Raw genomic sequence first — 13633 nt, forward strand, 5'->3', positions numbered from 1 at the left:
CCACCCCACTGCGCCTTTCAGCGAGGGCGGACGGGAAGCGCCCTTCCGGGGGCGCGGGGCTGTACCCGATATGCGGCTCCGCCGCGTGGGCGCGATCAGCCACGGACGGCCCGCAGCCCGAAACCACAGGCCGCCCCTCGGCGGAACCGATCCGGATCAGCCCATCTGCTCATCCCACTCAGCCTGCGCGGCGTCCAGCTTCTCGGCCAGCCCGTCCAGGAAGGACTTCGCGCTCATGTCGCCCAGCAGCACCTTCTGGAAGCTCGGCTCGCTCTCCGCCTTGGAGATGGTGTTCCAGTCCGGCAGGTAGTACGGAAGCTGCACGATGCTCGTCGACCCGTCACTCAGCGCGTCCGCCGCCAGCTTCGTGGGCTCCGCCTCGGAGATCCATCCGTCCTTCGCGGCGTCCAGGTGTGCCGGCACCTGTCCCGCCGACTCGTTGAACTTCGAGTTGGACTGCGCCGACGTGGCGAACTCGATGAACTTCCAGGCGGCCTCCTTGTTCTCGGAGGTCTTGAACAGGCCGACGCCGTCGACCGGGTTGGAGACCTGCACCCGCTTGCCGCCGGGCCCGGTGGGCTGCGGGATGCCCCGGAACTTCTCCGCGCCGAGCGCCTTCACGTGGTCCTGGTACGAGCCCAGGTTGTGGTTCAGCATGCCGATCTCACCGGAGTCCCACTGCGCGACCATCTTGGTGAAGTCGTTGTTGAGGTCGGCGGCGGGGGTGACCTCCTTGAACAGTCCCGCGTACTTCTCCAGGGCCGTCACGTTCCCCGGGTCGTTGACCGTGGTCTTCTTGCCGGTGGAGTCCCAGAACGAGGTGATACCGGACTGGCCGTACATCGCGTCCAGGGCCTGGGCTATCGAACCGGCGCCCCCGCGGATGGTGTAGCCGAACTTGTTGTCGCCCTTGTCGGTGAGCTTCTCCGCGGCCGTGTAGAACCGGTCCCAGGTGGTCGGCTCCTCCAGGCCCGCCTTCTCGAACAGGTCGGTGCGGTAGTAGAGGACGCCGTTGTTGGCCGAGGTCGGCACGGAGTACAGCTGGTCGTCACCGCCGCCGGCCGCCCGCATCGATTCGACCATGTCCTCGTTGAGCTTGCCGCTCAGCGCCGACTCGCCCAGCCGGTCGTCCAGCGGGTCGAGCGCGCCCTGGGCGGCGAAGCCCGCGAGCATCGACGCGCTGATGCCGCCCACGTCCGGCAGACCGTCGGCCTGGATGGCGGTGTCGACCTTGGACTGGTACTCGGTGGAGGCGATGCCGACGTACTGGACGTCGATGTCGGGGTTGGCCTTCTCGAAGTCGGCGATGATCTCCTTCCAGATGTCGGTGCGGACACCGCCGTTGTTGTCCCAGAAGACGATCTTGCCCTTGCCGCTGCCCTCGGCGCCGTCCGCGCCGCTGCCGTCGTCGCCGCAGGCGGTGGCGGTCAGGGCGAGCACGGCCCCGAGGGCCACGGCGGCCGAGGTGCGGCGGCCTCTGCCGGTGCTGTTGGTGAGCATGCTGATCCTCATTGGTCGGCTCTCTTCTCCTGGATACGGATCCTGAACTGCGTGAACGTGGCGGTGCCGGCGTGTCCCCGACCGGAGGGCGCCAGGGCGACCAGACCGAGCAGGGCACCGACCCAGCGCCACGGCGTGGCGGCGAAGACCTGACCGGAGGGGCGCAGGCCGTCCCCGGTGTCGTACGAGAAGCGGCAGCGCGCACCGTCACCGATGTCGATGCGCAGCCGTGCCCGGCCGCCGGGAGCGGGGCGTGGATGAGCGGCGTCCCGTTCCCTCTCGGCGACCGTCTCGGCGAACCGGTGCACCAGGTGCACCGCGCCGCCGGCGTCCCGCTGGAGCCCGATCCAGCGGTAGGCGTCGCCGAGGACCGCGAGTCCGGCGCGTGCTCCCGGTTCCTCGCTGTCGAGCCGCAGGTCCACCTCGACGGTGCACGGGGTGCCGGGCAGCCGCTGGGTGAGGACGTGGGGCAGGGCGCGCAGGTCGTGCGCGTCGGCGGAGCGGACACAGGTCAGCCGCAGTCCGTCGGCGGAGTGCTGGGTGGCCCAGCCGTCCCGGGGGTTGGCGGCCCACTGCCACTGGCGGCCGGGGCGCCCGCCGGGGAAGTCGTCGTCGGTGGCGGGCGCGGCGGGCGGCTGCGCGGGCGGATCGGGGCGGCGGTGCACGGCGACGGGGGCGCCGTCGTCCCCGATCACCGGCCAGCCTTCCTGATCCCAGCGCATGGGCTGGAGGTGCACGACACGGCCGTACGCGCCGCGCTGCTGGAAGTGCAGGAACCAGTCCTCGCCGGACGGGGTGCGCACCCATCCGCCCTGGTGGGGACCGTTGACGCCGGTGTCCTTCTGCTCGAGGACCACCTTCTCCTCGTAGGGGCCGAAGAACGCGCGGGAGCGGAAGGCCCCCTGCCAGCCGGTCTCCACTCCCCCGGCGGGGGCGAGGATCCAGAACCAGCCGTCGTGCCGGTAGAGCTTGGGCCCTTCCAGGGTGAACCAGCCGGGGATGCGGTCGCCGTCGACGATCACCTTGCCCTCGTCGAGGAGTTCGGTGCCGTGCGGGTGCATCCGGTGGCCGGTGAGGCGGTTCTTGACGCCGGAGCGGGACTTGGCCCAGGCGTGCACGAGATACGCCTCGCCGGTCTCGTCGTCCCACAGGGGGCAGGGGTCGATGAGGCCCTTTCCGGCCTTCACCAGGAGCGGCCGGCTCCAGGGGCCCCGGATCCCGGGGCCGTTGACCTGGAAGATGCCCTGGTCGGGGTCGCCCCAGAAGATCCAGAAGCGGTCGCCGTGGTGGCGCAGGGCGGGGGCCCAGACCCCGCAGTCGTGCCGGGGGGTGGCGAACTCGGCCTCGGGCTCGAGGCGTTCGAGAGCGTGGCCGACGAGGGTCCAGTTGACCAGGTCGCGGGAGTGCAGCAGGGGCAGTCCGGGGACGCGGCCGAAGCTGGAGGCGGTCAGGTAGAAGTCGTCGCCGACCCGGATCACGTCCGGGTCGGACCAGTCGGCGTTCAGGACGGGGTTGCGGTAGGTGAGGTCCGCCGGTTCGGCGCTCACGTGCTCACCGCCCTGCGGACCAGGGCGGCGGCCTCGTCGCGGCCGAGGCGGCCGTCGGCGACGACGGTGACGATCCGGCGGACCAGCGTCCCACCGGGCGGGAGGGCCAGCCGGGCGGCGTGGGCGAGGGAGGAGCCGACGCCCGGGTACTCGGCGGTGCGGACGAACCAGGGGTCCTGCCGGGTCGGTGCGGTGGCCCCCGCGAAGACCAGGGTCCAGGCGGATCCGGTGAGGGCCAGCCAGTCGGCCGTGCTGCCGTGCACCTCGCTCTCGCCCTCGGCGCGGGCGGTGAACACCTGCGGTGCCGTCTCCTCCTTGGGGGCCCGCCAGAAGAAGCCCCCGTAGGCGGCGCCGGGGCGGCCGTTGGTGGCGGGGCTGCCGAGGGACAGCGGGCCCGGCGTGGTGTTGGTCAGGGAGAAGGTGAGGTCCAGCGCCCAGGCGGTGCCGGTGAGTTCGGTGGCGGTGACGGTACGGCGCTCGCGCAGCAGTTCACCGGGCGCCGCCACCCAGCGCAGTTCCTCGACGAATCCGCCGGGGTCGCGCAGCCGGTAGGCGGCGTGCCGCTGGCTACCGTGGTTGTCCAGCTCGGTCGGGCCCCGGCCCCGGACGTAGGTGCGTCCGCCCCAGAAGTTGAACCCCTCGACGTCGGGAACGGCGACACCGACGCCGAGGTGGTGTGGGTGGTCGGCGGGGCCGAGCTCGGTGACGGCCGTGCCGGCCAGGGTCGTGACGGGGTGCAGATAGGGCCGCGGGGAAAGCCGGCCGGGCAGCTCGGGCCGGGTGACGTACCGGCCGACGGGCCGGTCCGCGACACGCAGCACCACCTGGTCGTCGCCGGTCATCGGCTGCTCACCTCTTTCGGCGGGTGGTGGGCGGGCAGGGCCCAGGGGGCGCCCAGCTCGGAGTAGAGGGACAGGGTGTCGGCGGCGGCGGCGACCAGGGCGTCGATGCCGGGCACGACCCGGCGGTCCTCGCCGGGGACGCGGTGCCAGGCACCGGCAGGCAGCGGGGCCGGATCGGGGGCCTCACGGATCGCCTCGACGACCCGCATGAAGGCGCCCGTCCCGTCCGGGGTGACCAGCAGGGGGGTGCCGTCGGTGAGGTGGGCGGCGAGGTTCTCCAGCAGGTCGGTGCGGTCGAACCGCGTCTCCTCGGGGCTGTGCCCGGCGCGCTGGAGCAGGATCCGGTCCTGCCTGTACCAGAAGGTGATCCGGCCGCGGGTGCCGTGCACCATGACGTACGGCTCCTCCTCCCGCTCTGCGCACAGCGTCGCGGCGACGGTGACCGAACCGCCGCGCACGGTGGTGATCCGTACGCAGGAGGTGTCGTCGGACTCGATGTCGTTGGCGCGCAGCAGCTCGGTCTCGATGCCGGCGACGTCCTCGGCGCGGGTGCTCCCGTCGAGCGCGAGGGCGGTGGCGACGGCGTGCGCGAGGGGGTTGGTGAGCGCCCCGTCGATCACGTCGACGCCGTCCATCCGGCGCCGGCCCGCCCAGGGCGCCCGGCGGAAGTACGCCTCGGGCCGTATCCAGGCGCCGGCCCCGCCGATGCCCGTCACCCGGCCGACGGCGCCCCCGGCGACCAGCTCGCGGATGGCGGGCACGGCGGCCGAGCCCAGTGACTGGAAGCCGATCTGGCAGGCGACCCCGGCCGCCGCGACCCCGTCGGCCATCCGGCGGAACTCGGCGTACGACGGCGCGGGGGGCTTCTCCAGCAGGAGGTGCACCCCCCGTCCGGCCGCCGCGAGGGCGAGGCCGGTGTGGGTGGGGATCGGGGTGCAGATGACCGCGATCCGGGCCCCGGTGGAGTCGAGCAGCGCGCCGAGGTCCGTGGACTGGGCGGGGAGTTCCCCGCCGGACTCGTCCTCGGTGAGCGGGCTGGTCTCACAGATGCCGACGAGCCGTACGACGCCCTTCTCCTGGAGCCGGCGGATGTTCCCGAGGTGCCACCGGCCGTGGCCGCGGGCACCGGCGAGGACGACGGGGAAGGGCGGGCCGAGTGGGGGCCGGGGCGCGCTCATCCCTTCACCGCCCCCGCGCTGAACCCGGTGATCAGCCACTTCTGGATGAAGGCGAACACGATCACCACGGGGACGGCCGCGATGATGCCGCCCGCCGCGAGGGCGCCGAGGTCGACGCTGTCCGCGCTCATCAGGGTGTTCAGGCCGACCGGGATGGTCTGCTTCTCCTGGTTGTTGAGGAACATCAGGGCGAACAGGAAGTGGTTCCAGGAGTGCACGAAGGCGAAGGAGCCGACGGCGATCAGGCCCGGCCTCAGGAGGGGCAGGACGACCACCCGGAAGGCCCTGAACCGGTCGCAGCCGTCGACCCAGGCGGCCTCCTCCAGGGAGTACGGCACGTTCTTGATGAAGTTGCTGATCAGGATCATCGACAGCGGCAGCTGGAAGACCGTCTCGGCGATCATGACGCTGACCAGGGAGTTGATCATCTGCAGTTCGGCGAAGATCTCGAACAGCGGGACCAGGAGCAGCGCGCCGGGCACGAACTGCGAGCAGAGCAGGGTCAGCATGAACGTCCGTTTGACCTTGAAGTCGAACCGGGCGAGCGCGTAACCGCCGGCCAGCGCGACCAGGGTCGTCATGAGCAGGGTGGCGACGCCGACCAGGACGCTGTTGTAGAAGAAGGTGGCGAAGCCGCGGTCCGTCCAGACCTTCTCGAAGTGGGCGCCCGTCATCGGCCAGGGCACCAGCGAGGTGGAGCCGGCCGGGCGCAGCGCGAAGAGCAGGATCCAGTAGAAGGGGATGAGGGTGAAGACGAGGTAGATGCCCAGGGGCAGGTAGATCTGCCAGCGGGGTGCCTCGTCCCAGGCCCGGCGTCTGGGCGCCGGACGCGGCGGTTCGGGGGCGGTGCGCGCGGGCGCGGGGGCGGCCACGGTGGCCTCCTTGGTGATCACTTCTCGCCTCCGAACTTGCTCAGCCGCAGGTAGACCATCGAGCAGAAGAGCAGGATCACGAACGCGACCGTCGTCAGGGCCGACGCGTAGCCGAAGTCATGGGCGTCGACCGAGGTGTTGGCGATGTAGAGCGGCAGTGTCGTGGTCACGCCCGCGGGTCCGCCGCCGGTCAGCGTGTAGAGCAGGTCGACGTTGTTGAACTCCCACACCGCGCGCAGCAGGGTGGAGAGGATGATGGCGTCCTTCAGGTGCGGCAGCGTGATGTGGAGGAACTGCTGGAAGCGGCTCGCCCCGTCGACCTCGGCGGCCTCGTAGAGGTCCTTGGAGACGGACTGGAGGTCGGCGAGGATGAGGATCGCGAAGAAGGGGACACCGCGCCAGAGATCGGCGACGACCACCGCCGGGAAGACGGTGGAGGTGTCCGACAGCCAGCTGACCCCGTAGTCGCCGAGCCCCATGTCGGCGAGGTAGCGGGTGATGCCGGTCTGGGAGTTGTAGAGCAGCACCCAGATCGCCGAGGTCAGCACGCCGGAGACGGCCCAGGGGGAGAAGACCAGCGCGCGGCCGAGGGAGCGGCCGACGAAGGTCTGGTTGACGATGAGGGCGAGGGCGAGACCGAACATCAGCTGGAGGCCGACCTCGACGAAGACCCACTTGGCGCTGAAGACGAGGGTGTCCCAGAAGAGCGGGTCCTCGGTGAAGATGTGGGTGAAGTTGTCGAAGCCGGCGAAGCCGTTCCGCCAGGGTTTGGTGGGGTTGTACTCCTGCAGGCTGTAGTAGAAGACGCTGAGGACCGGGTAGGCGATGAATCCCAGCATGAGCAGGGCGGCCGGCGCGATCAGCAGGTAGGGCAGCCTGCGGGGCGTGGCGGAGGCACGGCGCCGCCGGGGTGGCGCGGGCGGTTTCGCCACGGCTGCGGCTCGGGCCATGACTGTTCTCCGTTTCTCGGTACGTCGTGCTGTGTGGTGCCTGAGCGGTGCAAGCGCTTTCTTCATAGGTGTGCGGAATCCGCCCGATCGCACGGATCAGCCCGCGTAGGGGTCCTGGACCGTGCCCGGGCGGGCGAGGAACTCGAAGTCGCAGCCGGTGTCGGCCTGGGTGATCTGGTCGCTGTAGAGCGCGCCGTAGCCGCGCTCGTAGCGCTCGGGCGGCGGTGTCCACTCCGCCCGGCGCCGCTGGAGCTCCTCGTCGTCGACGTTGAGCCTGAGCGCGCGGCTCTCGACGTCGAGGGTGATCGAGTCCCCGGTACGCACCAGGGCCAGCGGTCCGCCGACATGCGACTCGGGGGCCACGTGCAGCACACAGGTGCCGTAGCTGGTCCCGCTCATCCGGGCGTCGGAGATCCGGACCATGTCCCGCACGCCCTGCTTGAGCAGGTGGCCGGGCAGCGGCAGCATCCCGTACTCGGGCATGCCGGGACCGCCCTTGGGTCCGGCGCCCCGCAGCACCAGCACGCTGTCGGCGGTGATGTTCAGCGCCGGGTCGTCGATGGTCCGCTGCATCTGCCGGTAGTCGTCGAAGACGACGGCGCGGCCGGTGTGCTTGAGCAGGTGCGGTGCGGCGGCGATGTGCTTGATGACGGCGCCGTCGGGGCAGAGGTTGCCGCGCAGGACGGCGACCCCGCCCTCCTCCGCGACCGGGTTGTCCCGGGTGCGGATGACGTCGTCGTCGTGCACCCGCGCGCCGGCGAGCTGCTCGCGCAGGGTGTCGTGGCAGACGGTGGGGCGGTCGAGATGGAGCAGGTCGGGTATGCGGGAGAGGAACCCGGGCAGACCGCCCGCGAAGTGGAAGTCCTCCATCAGGTACGTCTGACCGCCGGGCCGCACATTGGCCAGCACCGGGACGGTGCGGGCAACGCGGTCGAAGTCGTCCAGGGTGAGCTTGACGCCGGCGCGTCCGGCCATGGCGATCAGATGGATGACGGCGTTGGTGGAGCCGCCGAGTCCGAGAACGGTGGTCACCGCGTCCTCGAAGGCGTCCGCGGTGAGGATGTCGCTCAGCTTCCGGTCCCTGCGGACCAGGTCGACGATGGTCATGCCCGACTTCGCGGCCATCCGGTCGTGCCCGGAGTCGACGGCCGGGATGCTGGACGCGCCCGGGACCGTGACGCCGAGGGCCTCGGCGGCGGCGGTCAGCGTGGACGCCGTCCCCATCGTCATGCAGTGGCCGGGCGAGCGGGCCAGGCCGCTCTCCAGTTCCTGCATCTCGCAGTCGCCGATGACGCCGGCCCGCCTGTCGTCCCAGTACTTCCACATGTCGGTGCCGGAACCGAGCACCTCCCCCCGCCAGTGTCCGGGCAGCATGGGCCCGGCGGGCACGAACACGGCGGGCAGGCCGGCGCTGGCGGCGCCCATCAGCAGGGCGGGCGTGGACTTGTCGCAGCCGCCCATCAGCACGGCCCCGTCGACCGGGTACGACCGCAGCAGCTCCTCGGTCTCCATGGCGAGGAGGTTGCGGTAGAGCATGGGGGTCGGCTTCTGGAAGGTCTCGCTGAGGGTGGAGACCGGGAATTCGAGGGGGAAGCCGCCGGCCTGCCACACCCCCCGCTTGACGGCCTGGGCGCGGTCGCGCAGGTGGACGTGGCAGGGGTTGATGTCGGACCAGGTGTTGAGGATCGCGATGACCGGCTTGCCCAGGTGCTCCTCGGGCAGGTAGCCGAGCTGACGGGTGCGGGCGCGGTGACTGAAGGAGCGCAGCCCAGTCGCGACGCCGCCGCCGTACCACTGGTGGCTGCGGAGCTGCTCGGGGGACTTCCCGGGGTTCATATCGACCACCCCGCGGCGATCGCGGCGACCTCGGCGCGTTCGCTCTCCGGCAGCGGCCTGCTCGGCGGGCGGACCTCACGGCGGCACAGGCCGAGGGAGGCGAGGGCCTCCTTGACGACGGTGACGTTGTTGGCGGAGCCGTTGGCGGCGCGCAGTTCCTCGAAGCGGCGGATCTGCTCCCACACCTTCATGGCGGTCGGGTAGTCGCCGGAGCGCAGCGCTTCCAGCATGTGCAGCGAGACGGACGGCGCGACGTTGACCAGGCCCGAGGTGAAGCCGGTGGCTCCGGCCGAGAAGTAGGAGGGGGCGTACGGCTCGGCGAGCCCCGCCACCCACACGAACCGTTCCCGCCCCGCGTCCCGGGAGAACGCGGCGAACCTGGCCGCGTCCGGGACCGAGTACTTCACGCCGATGACGTTGGGGCAGCTGTCGGCGAGTTCGGCGAGGCGGGCGCCGGAGAGCTGGGCGTTGCGGATGTAGGGGACGACGCCCAGTTCGGGCACGGCCCCGGCGATGGCCCGGTGGTAGTCGACCCAGCCGCTCTGCGAGACGTAGGGGTGGACCGGCTGGTGCACCATCACCATCTGCGCGCCGAGTTCACAGGCGTGCCTCGCGGAGCCGACGGCGGTGGGCACGTCGTGGCCCACCCCTACCAGGACGGCGGACCTGCCACCGGCCTCCTCCATGGTCAGCTCGGTGACCAGACGGCGCTCTTGGGGAGTCAGGGCGTAGAACTCGCCGGTGTTGCCGTTGGGGGTGAGAGTCGTGATGCCGGCGTCGAGGAGACGACACAGCAGTGCCCGGTAGGTCACCGGGTCGATGGAGCCGTCCTCGGCGAACGGGGTCACCGGGATCGCCACCACGCCGGCCAGCGCCGCCCGCTGGGTCTCGAACGTCGCCGTCATGACCGACCGTCCTCTTCCTGGGCTTCCGGGGCCGTGGACTCCCCGTCGAACTCCGCTTCGGGGAAGGCCCGCCGCACGAACGACGCGATGTGCGCGTGCAGGGCGCGTGCCGCGCCGTCCGCGTCCCCGTCGAGGGCGAGCCGCAGGATCTCCCGGTGCTCGCCGGCCTCCCGCTCCCAGGAGGGGTCGGCGGCCCAGGCGACGGCGGAGACCAGGGCGGCCTGGTCACGCACCTCGTCGAGCATCCGGCCGAGCAGCGGATTGCCGCACGGCACGTAGAGGGCGCGGTGGAACGCGCGGTTGGCGAGGGACCGTTCGGCGGTGTCCCCGGCGCCGTCGGCCCGGGTCAGCGCGTCGCGTGCGGCGTCCAGGGAGGCACCGCGGCGCACGGCGCGCCTGAGCGCCTCGGGCTCGAGGAGCAGCCGCACGTCGTAGACCTCGCGGGCCATGTCCGCGTCGACCATGCGCACCGTGACGCCCTTGTACTGGCTCATCACGACCAGACCCGTGCCGGCCAGGGTCTTGAGCGCCTCCCGCACCGGAGTCTTGGACACCCCGAACTGTGCGGCGAGGTCGGTCTCGACCAGGGCCTGGCCCGGTGTCAGCCGGCCGGTCAGGATGCGGCGTTTGATCTCCTCCAGCACGTACTGCGTGCGTGAGGGGATCGGCGTGGGCACAGAGGTCATGCGCGCCTCTCGGATCTCGCGTAAGGATCGCGTATCGGATCTCGCGTATCGCGTCTCATATATGACGTACGAAGTACGACGCGGATGACCGTAGGAGGGGGCGCGGAGTCTCGTCAATGCTTCTGACAAAGGAAGTCGGGTTCCGACAGAAAGGGCTTACTACCTTCTCGCGCGGCGTGTCCGGCGCACCGGTTCACTGTCGCGACGCGAGCGGGCGTCCGGGCACCCGAAGAACCCGGCGGGCCTCCCCGTCGCCCGGCGCGCGGGAGGGGCCACGGGCTTGGTCAGCGGTCGGCGGTCGGCGTGCGGAGAGGAGATCCCGTACGGCGCCGGTCCGCGCCGTATCCGTGTGCCGCCGCAACTCGGCGAACGCACCGGGGGCTCCACGCCCGACCCACACCTTGGCGCCCTTCTCCGCGGAGGAGGTGCCCGGATCCGAGGGGCGGGAAGACGCGGGGAGGGTGCGAGCGACGCGGGGAGGCTACGCGCCCCTCGCCGGCCCGCGTGTCCGCGTCATGCGGGCCGCGTCCAGCCCGGGTCCCGGCCACTGAGGCCGATCGTCCGGTCCAGAAGCGTCGCGTCCGGCGGGACGGGGACCACGGGGCCGAAGATGCCGTCGCCCCGGTCACCCTCCTCGGCGGCGGCCAGCAGCAAGGCGTGCGCGGCCTCCAGCGCCGCGGGGTCGGGCGCGTACGGCTGTCCGGTCGCGCGGGCCAGGTCCCAGCCGTGGATCACCAGTTCGTCGGCGGCGACCGCGGCGGCGACCTCGCCCGGCAGCTCCACGCCGCCCGCACGGGTCATGCCGGTCCAGGCGGCGGGGTCCCGCCAGACCTCGGCGAGCTCGTCGAGCACCTTGGGCAGTTCCTCGCGCCAGCCGGGGCCGATGTCGGGCAGGGCGCCCTCCGGGCTGGTGTCCGTGGTGACGCCCAGATCCTTGCGCCCGGCGTCGCGGAAGGCGACGGCCAGCCCGAGGAGGTGGCCCAGCACATGGCGTACGGCGTACTCCGGACAGGGCGTCCGGTGCGCCAGCCGCGGCTCGGTGACGCCCTCGGCGAGGCGCGCCACGATCCGGGCCTGTGGTCCGAGATCAAACATGCTGTCGGTCATCGGGCCGCTCCTCCTGATGGTGGTCCTGAAGAGGTAGACCGACCGGAACGACGGAACTCATCGCCCCCTGCCCTCCCGGTCGAACCGGGGCTGCCGTCGTGGTGGGCGTCAGGCATCGCGGTCCCGCAGCCTCTCCTCACGGGTCCTGATCACCCGCAGCCGCTCCGGCTGCCGCGAGGTCCACCGAACCGGCCCGTGCTCCGACCGCAGCATCCACGTCACGCCACCGTGCACGTCCGCGACGATCCCGCGCCGGCCGGCGTTCCCGTCATGGACCAGGTCGCCCACCCACGCGCGCCGCGTCTGTTCGCCGGTCATCCACGTCCCTTCCCGTGCAGCTCCGCCCACACCTGTTTCCCCCACGGCAGTGGCTCGGTACCCCAGTGCGTCGCCAGCGCCGCCACAAGAGCGAGGCCGCGCCCTCCTTCGTCCTCGGGGCCCGGCGCCCTGCGCACCGGCAGGTCCTTCGAGAAATCCACGACGCCGATGCGCACGCATGTCGCGTCGGGCCTCTCGACCACCACCCGGATGGAGCCCCGCCGGGCATGCTGGATCGCGTTCGACACCAGTTCGGAGACGATGAGGGCACCGTCCTCGGCCAAGTCGTCCAGGCGCCACGCGGCACACGCGGCGCGGACCAGGCGCCGAGCGGGCGCGGCACTCTCGGGCCGACGGGGCAGGGTCTCGCCGTACCAGGGGTGTCCGGTCCTACGAACCCGCGTTGCAGGTTGCGGCATGTCGGTCTGCTCTCTCGGATCGGCCAAGCCCAGAGGCCGTTCGCACGGCCGCCGGGGCGCTGTCCTCTCATGCAAGCGACATGCCGGGAACGCTGACAGGGACGCAACGCCCCACTTTCACCACGCTATTCGCCGACCCCCAGAAACTCCGCCAACGGCCGCAGGCCCGGCGGATGGTTGGGGAGTGCCCAGAGGTCACGCACGATGGCCACGGCCAATGTGTGGTGCTGCATCCAGGTCGGTGCCACACGGCGCAGGGACTCCAGGGTCTTCACCGCTCCGGCCGCGTCGCCCATGTCCGTGTGGGCTCGTGCCACGTCCAGGAGCAGCCACGTACGCCAGGAGGGCGGTGTGTCCTTGCTCAGCCGCATCCCCTTGGCCAACACCAGAGCGTCCTGCGGGTGCCCGTACTGCACCGCGAGCCGGACGCGTTCGATGCGGACCGACGACGGGCTGAAGACGCTGACCATGCGGTTGTCTCCGCCATCGGGCAACGTGGCGACGCGGGCGGCTTCCTTCTCCGCCGATTCCATCATCGCTGCCGCGCGCTCGTAGTCGCCGCTCCGTGCGGCCGACGTGGCAGCACTCATGGTCAGCGCGCCCCACACCTTCAAGCCGTCGGCTGTCTCCGTACGACTCGCGTTCGCCATGTCCTCGGCGGCCCGAAGCGCGACACTCAGCGCGTCGTCCAGACGCCCCTGCCGCTGGTACGTCCACGCCGTGGAATTGACGATCATCGGCAGAAGCAACGGATCAGAGGACTGCCCCGCAGCCTCTATCGCACGCTCCAGGCTGATGAGAGCAAGATCCGTCTTTCCCATCCGCACGGCGACGTGTCCGGCGAGCTGAAGGACTTTGCCCAGTGCGGCGAAGCCGGCCCGGCGGTCGTCGTGGTTCCCCGAGGCCGTGGCAGCGTGTGCATCCGAGATCAGTTCCGGCAGCGCCTTCATCACCGTGTCGAACTCGGCGGAGTGGTACTGCGTCCAGCCTTCCGCGATCTGCTCCCGCAGCCGGTCCGGCGAGAAGTCGGACCCTGGCGGCGCGGGCTCCCGTACGAAGAGTGCCGGCATGATGGCGCGGCGCACCGACACGAAACGCGGTCCATCGTTCTCCCCTGTCGAGGAGACCGCCGGTGGGTCGCCCAGAAGCGTGGTCAACTCCACGCCGAGACCGTTCGCCAGCGCGTGCAGCGTGGGAAGACGTGCCGAGTGCTTCCGCCCCTGTTCGAGATGGCGGATCACATCGACGGACACTTCGGAGCGCTCGGCCAGCTCTTCTTGCGTCAGAGAGGCCAGACGGCGCAAGCGGCGCAGGGTCTTCCCCAGGTCTTCGTTTGCCACGCAGCCACGGTACGCCCGCCACGACGGGGAGAAAGCACCGATATCACCGCCCGCGGCGGCACTGTGCGGGGCCACCCGCGTAAGGCCCTCGTAGACACCCGGCCGCACACAGGACCCGATCCCGGCCCGCGCC

At 71.4% G+C, this 13633-nt stretch carries 13 protein-coding genes; all 13 read right to left on the minus strand.

Annotated elements, in window-relative coordinates:
* Window positions 1-156: 156 nt before the first annotated feature.
* The 13 genes from HTV45_RS07085 to HTV45_RS07145 all read right to left on the minus strand — a co-directional run bounded on the left by HTV45_RS07085 (window position 157) and on the right by HTV45_RS07145 (window position 13500).
* On the minus strand, window positions 157-1512 hold the full coding sequence (locus tag HTV45_RS07085) for a sugar ABC transporter substrate-binding protein (RefSeq protein ID WP_215204768.1): 1356 nt from the start codon (window positions 1510-1512) through the stop codon (window positions 157-159).
* Window positions 1509-3047 carry a glycoside hydrolase 43 family protein gene (locus HTV45_RS07090; RefSeq protein WP_215204769.1) on the minus strand — a complete coding sequence of 513 codons (1539 nt, stop codon included), beginning with the start codon at window positions 3045-3047 and terminating at the stop codon, window positions 1509-1511. The genes HTV45_RS07085 and HTV45_RS07090 overlap by 4 nt, the downstream gene beginning before the upstream one ends.
* Window positions 3044-3889 carry a PmoA family protein gene (locus HTV45_RS07095; protein ID WP_215204770.1) on the minus strand — a complete coding sequence of 282 codons (846 nt, stop codon included), beginning with the start codon at window positions 3887-3889 and terminating at the stop codon, window positions 3044-3046. The genes HTV45_RS07090 and HTV45_RS07095 overlap by 4 nt, the downstream gene beginning before the upstream one ends.
* Complete coding sequence (locus tag HTV45_RS07100; RefSeq protein WP_215204771.1) at window positions 3886-5067, minus strand: Gfo/Idh/MocA family protein; 1182 nt, start codon at window positions 5065-5067, stop codon at window positions 3886-3888. The genes HTV45_RS07095 and HTV45_RS07100 overlap by 4 nt, the downstream gene beginning before the upstream one ends.
* The gene (locus tag HTV45_RS07105) at window positions 5064-5960 is read right to left on the minus strand and encodes a carbohydrate ABC transporter permease (protein ID WP_215204772.1); all 897 of its coding nucleotides are present in this window, start codon (window positions 5958-5960) and stop codon (window positions 5064-5066) included. Before HTV45_RS07105 ends, HTV45_RS07100 begins: the two co-directional genes overlap by 4 nt.
* Complete coding sequence (locus HTV45_RS07110) at window positions 5957-6889, minus strand: carbohydrate ABC transporter permease (protein WP_215204773.1); 933 nt, start codon at window positions 6887-6889, stop codon at window positions 5957-5959. The genes HTV45_RS07105 and HTV45_RS07110 overlap by 4 nt, the downstream gene beginning before the upstream one ends.
* 96 nt (window positions 6890-6985) lie before the next feature.
* Window positions 6986-8725 carry an L-arabinonate dehydratase gene (gene araD, locus HTV45_RS07115; protein ID WP_215204774.1) on the minus strand — a complete coding sequence of 580 codons (1740 nt, stop codon included), beginning with the start codon at window positions 8723-8725 and terminating at the stop codon, window positions 6986-6988.
* Window positions 8722-9630, minus strand: coding sequence for a dihydrodipicolinate synthase family protein (locus HTV45_RS07120; RefSeq protein ID WP_215204775.1), 909 nt, complete (start codon window positions 9628-9630; stop codon window positions 8722-8724). The genes araD and HTV45_RS07120 overlap by 4 nt, the downstream gene beginning before the upstream one ends.
* On the minus strand, window positions 9627-10316 hold the full coding sequence (locus tag HTV45_RS07125; protein WP_215204776.1) for a GntR family transcriptional regulator: 690 nt from the start codon (window positions 10314-10316) through the stop codon (window positions 9627-9629). The genes HTV45_RS07120 and HTV45_RS07125 overlap by 4 nt, the downstream gene beginning before the upstream one ends.
* A gap of 513 nt (window positions 10317-10829) precedes the next feature.
* On the minus strand, window positions 10830-11423 hold the full coding sequence (locus HTV45_RS07130) for a TIGR03086 family metal-binding protein (protein ID WP_215204777.1): 594 nt from the start codon (window positions 11421-11423) through the stop codon (window positions 10830-10832).
* Between the two features lie 108 nt (window positions 11424-11531).
* On the minus strand, window positions 11532-11741 hold the full coding sequence (locus tag HTV45_RS07135; RefSeq protein WP_215204778.1) for a hypothetical protein: 210 nt from the start codon (window positions 11739-11741) through the stop codon (window positions 11532-11534).
* Window positions 11738-12160 (minus strand): ATP-binding protein, encoded by a 423-nt coding sequence (locus HTV45_RS07140; protein ID WP_215204779.1) that lies wholly within the window; start codon window positions 12158-12160, stop codon window positions 11738-11740. Before HTV45_RS07140 ends, HTV45_RS07135 begins: the two co-directional genes overlap by 4 nt.
* 125 nt (window positions 12161-12285) lie before the next feature.
* Window positions 12286-13500 carry a helix-turn-helix domain-containing protein gene (locus HTV45_RS07145; protein ID WP_215204887.1) on the minus strand — a complete coding sequence of 405 codons (1215 nt, stop codon included), beginning with the start codon at window positions 13498-13500 and terminating at the stop codon, window positions 12286-12288.
* Window positions 13501-13633 lie beyond the last annotated feature (133 nt).

This window comes from Streptomyces sp. CHD11 (assembly GCF_018638295.1).
GTDB lineage: Bacteria > Actinomycetota > Actinomycetes > Streptomycetales > Streptomycetaceae > Streptomyces.